Annotated in this window: 11 protein-coding genes and 1 pseudogene; 1 reads left to right on the top strand and 11 read right to left on the bottom strand. The window is 47.7% G+C overall.

Features of this window, described 5'->3' with window-relative positions; all coding sequences use genetic code 11:
* The 8 genes and pseudogenes from JCM2765_RS17480 to JCM2765_RS13985 form a co-directional block, all read right to left on the bottom strand.
* Positions 1 to 328, bottom strand: a pseudogene (locus JCM2765_RS17480) (hypothetical protein); the annotation flags it as partial.
* 24 nt (positions 329 to 352) lie between these two features.
* Complete coding sequence (gene smc / locus JCM2765_RS14015; protein ID WP_054737266.1) at positions 353 to 3,913, bottom strand: chromosome segregation protein SMC; 3,561 nt, start codon at positions 3,911 to 3,913, stop codon at positions 353 to 355.
* A gap of 25 nt (positions 3,914 to 3,938) precedes the next feature.
* Complete coding sequence (gene rnc, locus JCM2765_RS14010; protein ID WP_054737265.1) at positions 3,939 to 4,640, bottom strand: ribonuclease III; 702 nt, start codon at positions 4,638 to 4,640, stop codon at positions 3,939 to 3,941.
* A gap of 153 nt (positions 4,641 to 4,793) precedes the next feature.
* Positions 4,794 to 5,042: an acyl carrier protein gene (acpP, locus tag JCM2765_RS14005; RefSeq protein WP_054737264.1), complete on the bottom strand. Its 249-nt coding sequence runs from the start codon at positions 5,040 to 5,042 to the stop codon at positions 4,794 to 4,796.
* Between the two features lie 93 nt (positions 5,043 to 5,135).
* Positions 5,136 to 6,170, bottom strand: a complete 1,035-nt coding sequence (gene plsX / locus JCM2765_RS14000) for a phosphate acyltransferase PlsX (RefSeq protein WP_054737263.1) — start codon at positions 6,168 to 6,170, stop codon at positions 5,136 to 5,138.
* Positions 6,171 to 6,203: 33 nt separating this feature from the next.
* The gene (recG, locus tag JCM2765_RS13995) at positions 6,204 to 8,234 is read right to left on the bottom strand and encodes an ATP-dependent DNA helicase RecG (RefSeq protein WP_054737262.1); all 2,031 of its coding nucleotides are present in this window, start codon (positions 8,232 to 8,234) and stop codon (positions 6,204 to 6,206) included.
* Between the two features lie 154 nt (positions 8,235 to 8,388).
* A complete protein-coding gene (locus tag JCM2765_RS13990; protein ID WP_054737261.1) occupies positions 8,389 to 10,080 on the bottom strand; it encodes a DAK2 domain-containing protein in 1,692 nt (563 codons plus the stop codon).
* 19 nt (positions 10,081 to 10,099) lie between these two features.
* Positions 10,100 to 10,462 (bottom strand): Asp23/Gls24 family envelope stress response protein, encoded by a 363-nt coding sequence (locus JCM2765_RS13985; protein ID WP_054737260.1) that lies wholly within the window; start codon positions 10,460 to 10,462, stop codon positions 10,100 to 10,102.
* Between the two features lie 411 nt (positions 10,463 to 10,873).
* On the opposite strand from JCM2765_RS13985, the gene rpmB reads away from it, so the two are divergent.
* A complete protein-coding gene (gene rpmB, locus JCM2765_RS13980) occupies positions 10,874 to 11,059 on the top strand; it encodes a 50S ribosomal protein L28 (RefSeq protein WP_054737259.1) in 186 nt (61 codons plus the stop codon).
* Positions 11,060 to 11,223: 164 nt separating this feature from the next.
* Here rpmB and JCM2765_RS13975 read toward each other — a convergent pair whose 3' ends face one another.
* Genes JCM2765_RS13975 through rsgA form a run of 3 tightly spaced genes read right to left on the bottom strand, consistent with a single transcriptional unit; the run spans position 11,224 to position 13,434 of the window.
* Positions 11,224 to 11,877 (bottom strand): thiamine diphosphokinase, encoded by a 654-nt coding sequence (locus tag JCM2765_RS13975; protein WP_054737258.1) that lies wholly within the window; start codon positions 11,875 to 11,877, stop codon positions 11,224 to 11,226.
* 1 nt (position 11,878) lies between these two features.
* The gene (rpe, locus tag JCM2765_RS13970) at positions 11,879 to 12,529 is read right to left on the bottom strand and encodes a ribulose-phosphate 3-epimerase (RefSeq protein WP_054737257.1); all 651 of its coding nucleotides are present in this window, start codon (positions 12,527 to 12,529) and stop codon (positions 11,879 to 11,881) included.
* A gap of 11 nt (positions 12,530 to 12,540) precedes the next feature.
* Positions 12,541 to 13,434, bottom strand: a complete 894-nt coding sequence (gene rsgA, locus JCM2765_RS13965; RefSeq protein WP_054737256.1) for a ribosome small subunit-dependent GTPase A — start codon at positions 13,432 to 13,434, stop codon at positions 12,541 to 12,543.
* Positions 13,435 to 13,588 lie beyond the last annotated feature (154 nt).

Genomic DNA, 13,588 nt, shown 5'->3' with positions numbered 1-13,588 from the left:
TTCTGGTTCTGGTTCTGGTTCTGGTTCTGGTTCTGGTTCTGGTTCTGGTTTCCGGCTCAGCTTCCGATTCAGTTTCCGGCTCAGCTTCCGATTCAGTTTCCGGCTCAGCTTCCGATTCAGTTTCCGGCTCAGCTTCCGATTCAGTTTCCGGCTCAGCCGCCACCTTTGACGCTGAGTCTACTTCTGACGTGACATCTGCCTGATTAGCCACTTTCGGTTCAGGTGTCGGCTCTGGTGCTACTGGCGTTTCAACCTGTTCTTCAGCTGGTTTCGGGCTCGCTTTCTTATCTTCTTTCGAGCGTCGCTTAAAAAAATCAAATAATCCCATGAGCTTCACTTCCTGTTGTTATGATTAGTTTTGACTAACGGTTTGGTTCAAATCAACGGAAACCAGTTTCGATACACCGGATTCCTGCATTGTGATCCCATACAAGCGATCCGTTTGGACCATCGTTTCTTTTCGGTGGGTGATGACAATAAACTGAGTATCATCTTCGAACTGGCTTAAATAACTGGCAAACCGGGCCGTGTTGGCTGGATCTAAGGCCGCTTCGGCTTCATCCAGTACACAGAATGGAGCCGGTTGAACCTGTAACACCGCGAATAACAACGTAATCGCCGTTAATGCGCGTTCACCACCAGATAACAGTCGCATACTTTGGAGTCGTTTGCCAGGTGGCTCGGCCATAATTTCAATCCCAGTCGTCAATAATTGATCTGGCGTCGTTAAAACGAGTTGCGCCTTCCCACCACCAAACATCCGCTTGAAGGTCGTTTGGAACTGTTCATTTAGTTCATCAAAGGTCACCTTAAAGCGTTCACTGACCTGTTGATCCATCTCATTCATGGTCGTTAACAGGTTTTCCTTTGACGCACTCAAGTCGGCCTGTTGCTGACTCAAGAAATCGTAGCGTTCCTTGACGCGATCATACTCCTCAATCGAAGCAACGTTTACCGTTCCAATATCGGCTAACCCCCGCTTGACCAATTTCAACTTTTGCTGAATCGTTTCAAGTGGTAGCGCCAGAATTTGCCGTTTAGCGATCGCGACACTAACATGATATTCCTCAGTCAAGGTTGATTGCAGGTCGTCTAATTGACGGGATAACTCCGAACAGTTGAAGGTTAACTGTTGCACGTTGCGTTCTTCGCTAGCAAGGGTTTGCCGCGCGGCTTGATTGGTTCGTTCAAGCTCTGCTTGCTTATCCTGTGCTGCGGTCAAAGTAGTGTCGTTAGTTGCTAACTGGCTTTCGAGTTGCTTTTGCTGCTTCGTCAATTCTGCCAACGTCGCCTGATGGGTGCTAGCTTCTTGACCAACATCCGTCTGGCGTTGCGTCAACGCAACCACTTTATCATCAAATGCCGCTAACTGAGCCGTTAACGTTGCGATGGTTTCCTTGGTTGCTTGTTGATCCTTGCGCGACTGCTTGACTTCCACGGAATGGCGCTCAATGATCGCGCGTTGATCTTGATACTGGTCACTCACAGCTTGCGTTGTCTGAGACTGATTTTGCTGTTGATCCTTGGCCGCCGCCATCTGGGTTTCGAGAGTGGTGATCTTTTGGTTGGTCAGTGTGGTTTGTTGCTCGTTTTGACGTAACGCCGTTTCAAAATCATCAACATCGTCGTCTTGCAGCCCCCATTGTGCTTGTTGCACTTGGATTTGTTCATTGACCGTTGCAACCCGCTCCTGCAGTAATTTGACCTGACCTGCTGCTCGTTGTTGCACGGTTAACGCTTGTTGGCGAGCAGATTGATGCGCTTGCTCATCAGCTTGCGCATCCGTTTGCGCCTGCTTCAACTGTTGTAAGGCCGTTTGTTTTTCCGCCAACTGTGCCGTCATTTGCTGAACGGTAGCTGCCAGCCGTTTCAAGTCTTGTTGTTGGCTCAAAACACCGGCTCGGTCACGTTTATCGCGACCACCAGTCATGGTCCCACTCGTCGATACCACTTCACCCGCAAGTGTAATGATCCGATAACGGTGGTGAATCAATTGGGCCAACTGAGTGGCGTGCGTTAAGTCATCAACAATTAACACGTTACCCAGTAAATGTGCCTTAACTACATTGAATTTAGGTTCAGCAACCGTTACGAGGTCAGCTCCAACACCTAAAAATCCAGGTGCTTGCTGACAAGTAGCTAAAATACTCGAGGTCACCTGTGACGTCCGAATCGTCGTCAGCGGTAAGAAGGTGCTTCGCCCTAAGCGCTGGCTGGTCAAATACTTGATGGCCGTTTTACCGGCCGCTTCATCAGCTACCACCACGTGCTGTTGTTGTGCACCAATGGCGACTTCAATGGCCTTGGTATAATCGGCGGGCACCTGTAACAACGTTGCCACCGGGCCAATAATACCGGGTAACTTCGCTTTGGCCTGCATAACCGCCTTGGTGCCTTGATAAAAGCCACCGTAGTTGTTTGCAAATTCCTGCATGCTCTTTAGCCGAGCTTTTGCGGATTCACTCACTTCCAAAGCAGCTAACCACTGCTGATTTTGTTGATCTAACTGCGTGGCTCGCTTTTGGCGAATCGCGTTATCTTCATCACAGACTGCTTGTTTGGCAGTGAGTTCCGTCTCCGCTCGTTGAAGTGCTTGCTGTGCATCCGTTAGTTGCTTTTGCTGATCAGCCAACTGCGTTTTAAGCGCGGTTAACCTCTCGCGGGCTTGATGATTCTCAGAGTTAGCCCGCTGTTGATTTTTTTCCAAATACTGTCGTTGATTATGCAATGTTGTGCGCGCCTGCAGTTGTTCGATATACTCGGCCTGTAACTGCTCTTGTTTGGCGGCTAATCGATCGGCATCCAACGCATCTAATTGCGTTTTCAACTTAGCAGCCGCCTCACGAGCCGTTTTTAAAGCGGCTTGTTGCGTTGTGAGCTGTTCAGTCAGCGTTGCTAACTTGGCTTGTGCCGTTTTGAGAGCCGTCGACGTTTCCTTGATGCGCGTTTTGAGTTCCGTCAACGATTGCGTGTGACTCCGTTGCCGTTCACTACTTAACGCCCGTTCGCCGGCAGTTCGCTCCCGTTTTTCATTCACCGTCATCAACTGTTGCGTCAACGTATCCTTCGTTTTTTGAAGTTGCGCGACCGCTTTTTTAGCTGCAGTTAACGCGGTTGTCGTTTGATCAACGTGTTCGGTCGTTGCTTTGACCCGCGCCTCTTGTTCAGTCTGTTGCGCCTGTTCGGCTCGCAACTTCGTCTGAGTCGCTTCGATTGTGAGCACTAACCGGGACTGTTCTAACTGGTCATAGGTTTTCTTTTGTTCCAGATATTCCTTTGCCAAACTACTTTGCTGCGCAAGTGGCTCGATTTGGCCCCCAAGTTCGGTCATTAAGTCGTTGACCCGGTCAAGGTAGCCCGCCGTTTGTTCAAGTTCTCGTTGGGCTTTTTCCTTGCCCTGGCGGTATTTTGAAACCCCAATCAGCTCTTCCACGATGAACCGGCGATCTTCCGGCTTACTATTGAAGATGGCTTCGACCCGGCCCTGTGAAATCATCGAAAACGAACCGTCACCAATGCCCGAATCCATAAACAGGGCCAAAATATCCTTTAATCGGCAATCCTGACCGTTTAACTGATAGACACTATCGCCATTCCGAAACAGTTTTCGCGTGACACTCAGCTCCGTGTACGTTGACTTCAGATAGTGATCCGAATTATCAAGCACCATCGTGACCATTGCGCGATTCAGGGGTTTACGGTCAGCAGAGCCCGCAAAGATGACGTCAGGCATTCGTTGTCCACGCAAATTTTTCGCCGACTGTTCGCCTAACACCCAGCGAATCGCTTCGCTCACGTTACTTTTACCGCTCCCATTGGGGCCAACGATACCGGTCACGCCGTCTTCAAATTCAATTTTAGTATCGTCCGCAAAGGATTTGAAACCACTAATTTCTAGCGATTTTAACTTCATCGCTCAATTCCCCAATCATTATAAATTAACGCGCTTGCTGTTGCAGCTTGTTGAGTGCTTGCTTAGCTGCGACCTGCTCCGCATGTTTCTTTGAGTGTCCTTCACCGACACCTAGCGTTTTACCGTCAATCTTAACGGCAACCTTAAATGCCCGGTCGTTATCTGGACCGTTTTCAGACAACAGCTCGTACGCAATCGTCACTGGCCCATTTTGTTGTGCCAATTCTTGCAATTCCGTTTTGTGATCGAAAAACTCATCAAACCGACCCTCATCAAGTTTTGGAAAAATCACCTGGTTGGCAAATGCCACAACCGGTTCCACCCCTTGATCAAGGTATAAAGCCCCAATGAATGACTCAAAAATATCACAGAGTAGTGAATCTCGTTCACGGGCGTGGGCCTTCTCTTCACCCTTTCCTAACCGAATGTACTGGTCAAAGTGACATTCTCGGGCAAAACTAGCGAAACTATCTTCGTTCACCATGGCTGCCCGTAACCGAGTCAACCGGCCCTGAGGCAGTTTCGGATAACGCCGGTAAATATACTCAGACACAACTAATTGCATCACGGCATCGCCTAAAAATTCGATCCGTTCGTAAAACTTCAAGCCTTCATTTGGATGTTCGTTAACGTACGACGCCTGCGTAAACGCCTCATCCAATAAACTTTTATCATGAATCGTAATATTAAAATTATCTTTTAATAATTGGTCTAATCCCTTAATCAAACCGATACACTCCTTTAATGATGTTTATGATTGACGTACAAAAGGGTTGTGACAAAACAAACCGTTTTACCGCAACCCCACTTGTCTAACTGCCAGAACAATGCCGCCAAGGCGCACACCGTTCCTTGTTTTACCATCCTAGTGAATCCTAGTTTAGTTATTATGAGCCACGATGTAGTCCACCGCTTCGCCCACCGTATTTAGATTTTCAGCCGCTTCATCAGAAATCTCGGCACCAAACGTGTCTTCAAGTTCCAAGATGAATTCAACGAAATCAATTGAATCGGCATCTAGATCCGTTTTAAAGTTTAACTGTAACGTGATCGTTTCCCGATCAACTTGGAACCGGTCCGCAATAATATCTGCAATTTGGTTAAAGACTTCTTCTTTTGACTGTGCCATTATTATCCCTCACTCATTCTTGACGTTGTTAATCGTTAGTTAGTTTATCACAAAAACCGCCGTCCGCAAACCATTGCTGGTACGGACACGTGATTACTTCAGTGCTTCCTTAGCAGCAATCATCTCATCACTGTGCTCGCCAAAGTAGGTGACCACGTCATCGACAATGTGATTTTCAAGCATTGACTTGATTTGGCCGATCGTGTTGGCAACCGTTTCGGCCTTCGTTGAGCCGTGAGTCTTGATCACTGGCGCCTTAACACCGAGTAAAACGGCGCCACCGTACTGCGAATAATCCATCTTTGCTTGAATGGCCTTAAAGGTTGGCTTCAACAACGCAGCACCCAGTTTGCCACCAAGTCCACCATCCATGATCGATTGCTTGATCAGCTTCAACATGGATAACGCGGTGCCTTCCGTGTTTTTCAAAACGGCATTACCAGAGAAACCATCGCTGACAACGACATCAGCGGCACCGTTTAACAGTTCACGTGATTCAACGTTGCCGATGAAGTTAAGGTCTTTGGCATTGGCTAAAGCTTCATGAGTGGCCTTGTGAACTAAGTCGCCCTTATCCGCTTCGGTCCCGTTATTCAGTAATCCAATGCGGGGATTCTCAACGCCCATCACCGTTTGCGCGTAGTATTTGCCTAAAATGGCGTATTGATACAAGTTAAATGGTTTTGTATCAGCGTTAGCACCCACGTCTAACATCAAGAACTGGTCTTGATCAGGGTTGTTCAACACTGGCAACGTGGTCGTTAAGCCGGGCCGGTCAATGCCCTTGATCCGGCCAATGATCAATAACCCGGCGGCAAGGATTGCGCCAGTGTTCCCAGCAGAGAAGAAGGCATCCGCTTCGCCGTCCCGAACCGCTTGGGCAGCTAACACAATGCTAGACTGCTTTTTACGGCGAATCGCTTTAACGGGTTCGTCTTCCATCGCAATCACTTCATCCGCTTGGACGAGGTTGATTCGATCTGACGTTGTTAAGAATGGTTTGACCTTATCAATTTGGCCGTAAAGGTCAAACTCAATTTCTGGGTACCGGTCGCGAGCCTCTTCAACTCCGGCAACAATTTCCTTTGGGGCGTAATCGCCGCCCATTGCGTCAACTGCAATTTTCAATATGTTCATCCCTTCTGAGGTGCTACATTTCAATTAATCATACATATACGTGCTTGCTTCTTGGTGTTCCATATAATTGGCTAACCCTAAGTTTTCTGGTTGAATCGACCAGTCAGCGGCATCCGTGATGCGCTTGGCTTCTTGTTGCGCCACGCTCAGCATGGTGATATCCGCCACCGGATCGCCCACTTTAAAATCAGGCATGCCGGATTGCTTCTTACCTAACACGTCACCAGACCCCCGTAACTCAAGGTCCTTTTGCGAAATCACGAAGCCATCGTTGGTTTCGGTCATGACTTTCATCCGCGCGACACCGGTTTTGTTTTTCGGATCCGCAACCAAGATACAGTAGGACTGCTGATCTGAACGGCCAACCCGACCACGTAACTGGTGCAACTGCGCCAACCCAAAGTGATCAGCGTCATAAATCAGCATCACCGTGGCATCCTTAACGTCCACCCCGACTTCGATCACCGTGGTTGCCACCATAACCTGAAACTTTTTAGCTTTAAAGTCACTCATAATGGCGTCTTTTTCGTCATTCTTCATCCGGCCATGGAGTAACCCAACTTGGTACTGCGGGGCAAAATACTGCGAGAAGCGCTCATAAATGGCCTGCGCATTTTTCATATCCACCGCTTCAGACTCTTCAATCAGCGGCGTCACTACGTAGGCTTGATGCCCGGCAGCTAATTCCCGCATCACAAATTGAATTGCGGCATCGATCTGCGCATTTTTGATCCACCGAGTCGTAATCGGTTTTCGTCCAGCTGGCAGTTCATCAATGATCGAAATGTCCATCTCACCATAACTAGTGATTGCCAAAGTTCTAGGAATTGGCGTTGCGGTCATCGCCAGTACATCGGGATTAGCGCCCTTTTGACGTAACGCCTGTCGTTGTGCGACCCCAAAGCGGTGTTGCTCATCGACCACGACTAACCCTAACCGGTGATAGTCAACGCCTTCTTGAAACAGCGCGTGCGTCCCAACGATCAGGTTCACTTCACCCGAAGCCAGCCGCGGTAAAATCTCTTTACGGGCGGCCGGCTTCGTTGACCCAGTCAATAACACAATGTTGACCGGCAGATCTGCGAACAACTGTTGGAGGTTATTGGCGTGCTGTTCAGCTAAAATTTCAGTTGGTGCCATCAAGGCTGCCTGATAGCCAGCAGTGATCGCGGCGTACATCACAATAGCTGACACAACCGTTTTCCCACTCCCAACGTCTCCTTGAAGGAGGCGGTTCATGTGGATTGGTCGCTTTAAATCCGCACAGATTTCATTAACGACCCGTTTTTGAGCGTTCGTTAACTCGTAGGGTAAACTGGCAATCAGTGCTTGCAACGCCGCATTGTCGTACGGCAACGCTTGCCCAACCTGAGTTTGGTCATGTCGTTTCAGTAACTGCAGTTGCATTTGGAACAAGAAGAACTCTTCGAACTTCGCGCTACGACGAGCCGCCTGTGCATCCGGTGTTGTTTTAGGAAAATGCATGTCATGAACCATTTTTGCGCGGTCTAACAGTCGATAATGTTGCTGAATCGATGCTGGTACAACGTTCACAATGTCGTCATGGTACTGTTCCCAAGCAGCAACCACCAACTGTTGAATCGTCTTTTGACGAATACCAGCGTTGGCCGGATAAACCGAAGCCATTGGGTCATCACGACCGCTCGATAAAATTTTCATCCCATTCAACTGTTTCTTAGCCGCATCGAAGCGACCGTACACCATGATGGGCGCTTCAACCTCAATTTGATTTTTCAACCAAGGTTGATTAAAGAAGGTCACGGGGACCACATCTTGATCGATCAGTAATCGAAAGTTTAACCTGCTCTTCTTGCGACCAAATCGGCTAAGTGTTGGCGGTGCCGCCACGATTCCCTTCAGGGTGACTTGTTCTTGATCTGCAATCTCAGTCAACGCCTTGGCCCGCAGATCTTCGTAGCGAAACGGGAAGTAGGTTAACAGGGACTCAATGTCCGTAATGCCAAGTGACGCCAGTGCTTCAACTCGTTTCGGGCCAACGCCCGGTAACGTACTCACTGAATCTGTTAACGGCATCACAACGCACCTCCTCACATCTTTACCGTTTAAATTAATCCGGTGTAGCCACATAAGTGGAAAATCCGGATGAGTCGATCAACGTCATCCGGACTTTCCACTTATGCGCTAGATACCATTACTGGTAATCCGGGCGTTTATTTCAGGGTTTAATTTATTCCACAGACACGATAAATGGATAAACTGGTTGGTCGCCTTCATGAACTTCAATTTCAAGTTCATCGTCCAGCTCACCAATGGCAGCCTGCACTTTATCGGCAACCGCCGCAGTTGTATCACTGCCATAGATCACAGTCACAATTTCACTGTCATCATCCAGCATCTTGTTCACCATTTGAACGGTGGTTTCTTCAAGGTTCTCCGTAACCACTTGAATCTTACCCTCAATGATGCCCATGTAGTTGCCTTCTTTGATTTCAAAACCATCCACGTGAGTGTCACGAACCGCGTGAGTCACTTCACCACTCTTAACCGTTGATAAGTTGGCTTCCATGTCCGCTTGATTATCCGTTAAACTGTGATCTGGTTCATAACCCAGCATCGCGGTCATTCCTTGCGAGATCGAGCGACTATGCACAATCACCGTTGGAATATCGACCACGTCAACGGCTTGTTCTGCCGCTAAGAAGATGTTGCTGTTGTTTGGGATCACAATTGCTTGTTTGGCGTGACTGGCCTGAATGGCATCCACGATATCTTGGGTACTTGGGTTCATAGTTTGACCACCACTAATAACCGTCGTTGCGCCAAGGCTTTCAAATAAGGACTTAATCCCATCACCAGCAGCAATCGTAATGATTGCGGTCTCAGGGGCTTCAGCTGGAGCGGCTGGTTCGGCAGCCTGTTCGTTGGCTTCATCTTGTTCGATAATGGTTTCTTGTTGAAGGCGCATGTTATCGACCTTCACCTTCGCAAGGTCCCCAAATGATTGGCCCCAAGCGATAACCGTTCCGGGATGTTCCGTATGCACGTGAACCTTCACGATTTCGTCATCATTAACAACGAGTAGTGAATCCCCAAGTTCGGCCAAGCGTTGGTAGAAGGTATCGTAGTCAAACTCATGTTCAACTTGCTTACCCTTACCCAGACGAACCATAATTTCGGTACAGTAACCGTACACGATTGAATCTGGATCAAGCTTACCTTGTACGCTCCGGTGATGTTCAGCGTCGATCATTTCATCCATTTCAGATGAGTTTGGTTGGTGTGTTGCCGAAACCGTAATCTCGCGACCGTTTAAGACATCGTCAAATGCCTGAAGCACAAACGTCAGCCCTTGGCCACCGGAGTCAACAACCCCAACCTGCTTCAAAACTGGTAGTAAATCTGGCGTCGTCTTCAAAGCAGCTTCAGCGGCCTCGTAAGTTGCATCCATTACTGCCACAATATCATCACTGCGAGCAGCGGTTTTCCGGGCGGCTTTTGCGGCTTCTCGAACCACCGTCAACACCGTACCTTCAGTTGGCTTCATCACTGCTTTGTAGGCCGTTTGCGCCCCTGCGGCAAATGCGTCGGCCAGATCAACGGCACTTAGTTCGGTCTTATCCGCAACGTCCTTAGAAAAACCACGGAAGATTTGAGACAGGATAACGCCAGAGTTACCCCGGGCCCCCATTAGTAATCCTTTAGCTAACGCTTGCGAAATGTCACCAACTGAAGTTGATGCCGTTTCATTCACGTACTTTAACCCGCTATCCAGAGATAGACTCATGTTTGTCCCAGTATCGCCATCCGGCACGGGGAACACATTCAGTGAATTGATAAATTCAGCGTTTTGATCCAAAAAGGCCGAAGCCGCTTCAATCATCTTTCTGAATTCACGATCCGTAACTTTCTTAGTTTGCAACAACTTATTCCTCCGATTCTTACTCGCTGAGCACTTGTACGCCCTGTACCGTCACGTTCACAGCGTTAGCGGTAATGCCGAGCATTGTTTCTAGATTATACTTTACTTTTGATTGGACTGTTCGTGAAACTTCAGAAATCTTGGTCCCATAGCTGACGATGATGTTCACGTCAACGGCGACTCCGTTATCTTCTTGGCGCACGACAACACCCTTTGCGTAGTTTTCGCGCTTCAAAATATCGTTCACATTATCGCGAATCTGATTTTTGCTTGCCATACCCACAACACCATAACTGTCGGTAGCAGCCCCACCAACAACCGTTGCGATGACATCATTATCAATATCAATCAAGCCATGTTGCGTTTTAATTTTTACGGCCATCAAGAACAGCCTCCTTGCATCCTAGTCTTAACGATAATTTATATTAACACAAGCCTGCTAAAAAACAAATTTTCCGATTAACTGACAGCTATCAGCAACAGACTCGCTATCGTCACATAGTTTTATTATACACTGCCTGAACGCCGGTGAAAAGCCAAGCGTTCGCTTTAATTCACGTCGTTTTTTTAGGCATCACTTCGCTTCATTGAAGCTTAATTTAACTTTCATCCAATCGACCAATTATTTTTATACAAAATCATATATTTGACACTTTTTCGAAAAACGGCAAATTTTACTGTAAAGTAATTTTACTTGCCAGAAAACTATTGCAATCCGAATTTGTCTATGATAAATTGTTTTAGTGAGCTAAAAACAACGTTTTATAGATAAGTCTTAAAGGAGGTAGTTACCATGGCAAAAGATTTCATTAACGGCAAGCGTACTCGTTTCGGTAACAAGCGCTCCCACGCCTTGAACTCATCACGGCGTTCATGGAAGCCAAACTTGCAAAAAGTTACGATCTTAGTGAATGGCAAGCCTAAGAAGGTTTGGCTTTCTGCTCGGACTTTAAAGTCAGGTAAAGTAACCCGCGTTTAATTAAAAAAGTTTGGCGCTGCGCCAAGCTTTTTTTGTTTCAACGACGTGGTCACGGTCGTGAGGTCACTCACCCTCTCAGACGTGATGCGTCAAACAATTCAGTTCTTTCAACCAAAAATGGCAACCAACGCACTTGCGCTGGTTGCATTTTTGTTGCATTCAAGTTAGTGGGTATCTCGGCTTTGGATCACCGCCAACAGCCCTGACGTAAATGAGAAGTGCCCCGTTTCGCCAACAAATTCATTACTAGCATACGAAATCGGATACGGCACGTTTTCGTCTGCTAACCGGTATTTTTCATCCAGTAGTTTCAAATGATCGACCTTTTCCAAGGGAACGAAAGCCAGATACTTTTTATCGGCTTCTTTTTGGAGCTCATATTCACCAGGGAGGTAAAAGGTGATCGTGTTGCCGCGATCGATGAAGCGAATCTTGGGCGCAAACTCACGATAGCGTGGTTTTAGCACTAACCATAAATTCGCTAAAAAGTGATCAAGCCGGCCACCAGTCGCACCATAGATATCTAATCGATCAGACTGATACTCCTTGAGCGCCACCGTAATAGCTAACTCGGTATCCGTCTCATCTTTTTCGGGAATCGCCTGACGAATATCCGTTACGGATCGCTTCACTAACGAGAGCTCGTCAGCTGATAATGAATCAAAATCACCGATGGCAACCAACGGCGTAATCCCCATTTTGAGCAATCGTAACGTGCCGCGATCCACACCGATCCAATCGCCACTTACCTTGCCAGCGGCTAATTGATCTGGCCATTCGCTGGTTGGACCACCGACCAGCAAGTTTAAGTGTGTCATGTTACTTCGTCGCTTCCTTCAAAGTGGCTACTTGACCAGCAGGATCAGCAGCATCAAAAATGTATGAGCCGGCAACAGCAACGGTTGCCCCAGCATCCTTGCAAGCCTTGATAGTGTTATCCTTAACGCCACCATCAACTTCGATATCAAAGTCGTAGCCTTCAGTTTGCTTTAATTGATCTAATTGTTGAATCTTCTTCAACGTTTCTGGCAAGAACTTTTGGCCACCAAAGCCTGGGTTAACGGTCATCACAAGGACTTGGTCAACCATGTAAAGAACTGGCTTGATCATTTCAACCGGGGTCCCAGGGTTGATAACCACTTCAGCCTTGGCACCGGCGTTCTTGATTTGTTGTAAGGCCCGGTGAATATGTGGCGTTGCTTCAACGTGCACCCCGATAATATCAGCGCCACTTTCAGCAAACAATTCAACGTACCGTTCGGGATTTTGCACCATTAAGTGAACATCTAACACCATGTTGGTAATTGGGCGAATTGCTTTGACCCAACCAGGACCGTATGACAGTGCGGGTACAAATGATCCGTCCATCACATCAATATGCAGGTATTCGGCCCCAGCCTTATCAACTACTTCGATATCCTTTTGAAGATTAACGTAATCAGCACTCAAAATCGATGGTGCAATTTTCATGAAAAAGTCCCTCATTTCTTATAGTTTGGTTTTTGATTCTTTAACGCTTGGTATAACAACAAATAGTTATCATACCGACTCTGAAGAATAGTGCCGTCCTCGACCTGTGCTTTAACGGCACAGCCGGGTTCATTCACGTGAACGCAACCCCGAAAACGACAATCAACGGCAGCCCGCCGAAACTCTCGGAAATACTGGCCGAGTTCCTTTTCGGTCAAGTCAAATGCATCATACGATGAAAAACCAGGGGTGTCAGCAATCAAGCCATCGGCAACGGATAACAACTGTACCCGCCGAGTCGTATGCTTCCCACGATTCAGCGCCTGTGAGATCTCACCCGTCGCAAGTTCAAGGTCGGGTGCAACGTGGTTCAGCAGGGTCGATTTGCCCGCCCCAGTTTGCCCCATAATGACGCTCACCTTATTAGCCAACAATTGCTTGACCGTCGCAATCGCCTCATCTGAAAACGGCACTGGCGTATACACGACCTCATACCCAATTTTGCGGTAATCCGCCGCCAACTGATCAAACTCAGTTTGTTCAGCCGCCGTCAACAAGTCCGTTTTGGTGAGGTAGATCACCGGTTCAATGTCGGCAATTTCAAGTGCCAATAACTGACGATCCAATAAATTGGTCGAAAAAACCGGTTCCCGAACCGCAGTAGCAACAATCGCCTGATCAACGTTAGCAACCGGTGGTCGAACCAGGCTATTGTGCCGAGGCTTGACTTCCAAAATATACCCTTCGTGATCATTGGGGGCATCGATAACCACCCGATCCCCCACTAATGGGGTGATCTTTCGGCTCCGAAAATTGCCTCGTGCCCGGGTTCGAACTAACTGCCCCTTATCTGTCATTACGTCGTAAAATCCGCTTAATGATTGTCGAATTTGGCCTTCCGCCACATCAACGCCACCTTTCAAAGTTGTTTAAAGTATCAAAACCAATTCTTTTTCATTATAAAAGATGTCTAGACAAAAAACAATTAAGAAACAGTGTGCGGAGCGAGACGGTTAGAAGGTGGTGTGTAAGTTAGGCCCAGCGAAGCTACCGGTTTTT

The organism is Secundilactobacillus similis DSM 23365 = JCM 2765, assembly GCF_001311075.1.
In the GTDB taxonomy this organism is placed as follows: Bacteria; Bacillota; Bacilli; order Lactobacillales; family Lactobacillaceae; genus Secundilactobacillus; species Secundilactobacillus similis.
This window is presented reverse-complemented; position numbering and strand designations above follow the sequence as displayed.

Excerpts from the sequence above, each read along its gene's own strand:
- rpmB (WP_054737259.1), top strand. The coding sequence starts at position 10,874 with ATGGCAAAAGATTTCATTAACGGCAAGCGTACTCGTTTCGGTAACAAG.
- rpe (WP_054737257.1), bottom strand. The coding sequence starts at position 12,529 with ATGAAAATTGCACCATCGATTTTGAGTGCTGATTACGTTAATCTTCAA.
- JCM2765_RS13985 (WP_054737260.1), bottom strand. The coding sequence starts at position 10,462 with ATGGCCGTAAAAATTAAAACGCAACATGGCTTGATTGATATTGATAAT.
- JCM2765_RS13975 (WP_054737258.1), bottom strand. The coding sequence starts at position 11,877 with ATGACACACTTAAACTTGCTGGTCGGTGGTCCAACCAGCGAATGGCCA.
- recG (WP_054737262.1), bottom strand. The coding sequence starts at position 8,234 with ATGCCGTTAACAGATTCAGTGAGTACGTTACCGGGCGTTGGCCCGAAA.
- smc (WP_054737266.1), bottom strand. The coding sequence starts at position 3,913 with ATGAAGTTAAAATCGCTAGAAATTAGTGGTTTCAAATCCTTTGCGGAC.
- acpP (WP_054737264.1), bottom strand. The coding sequence starts at position 5,042 with ATGGCACAGTCAAAAGAAGAAGTCTTTAACCAAATTGCAGATATTATT.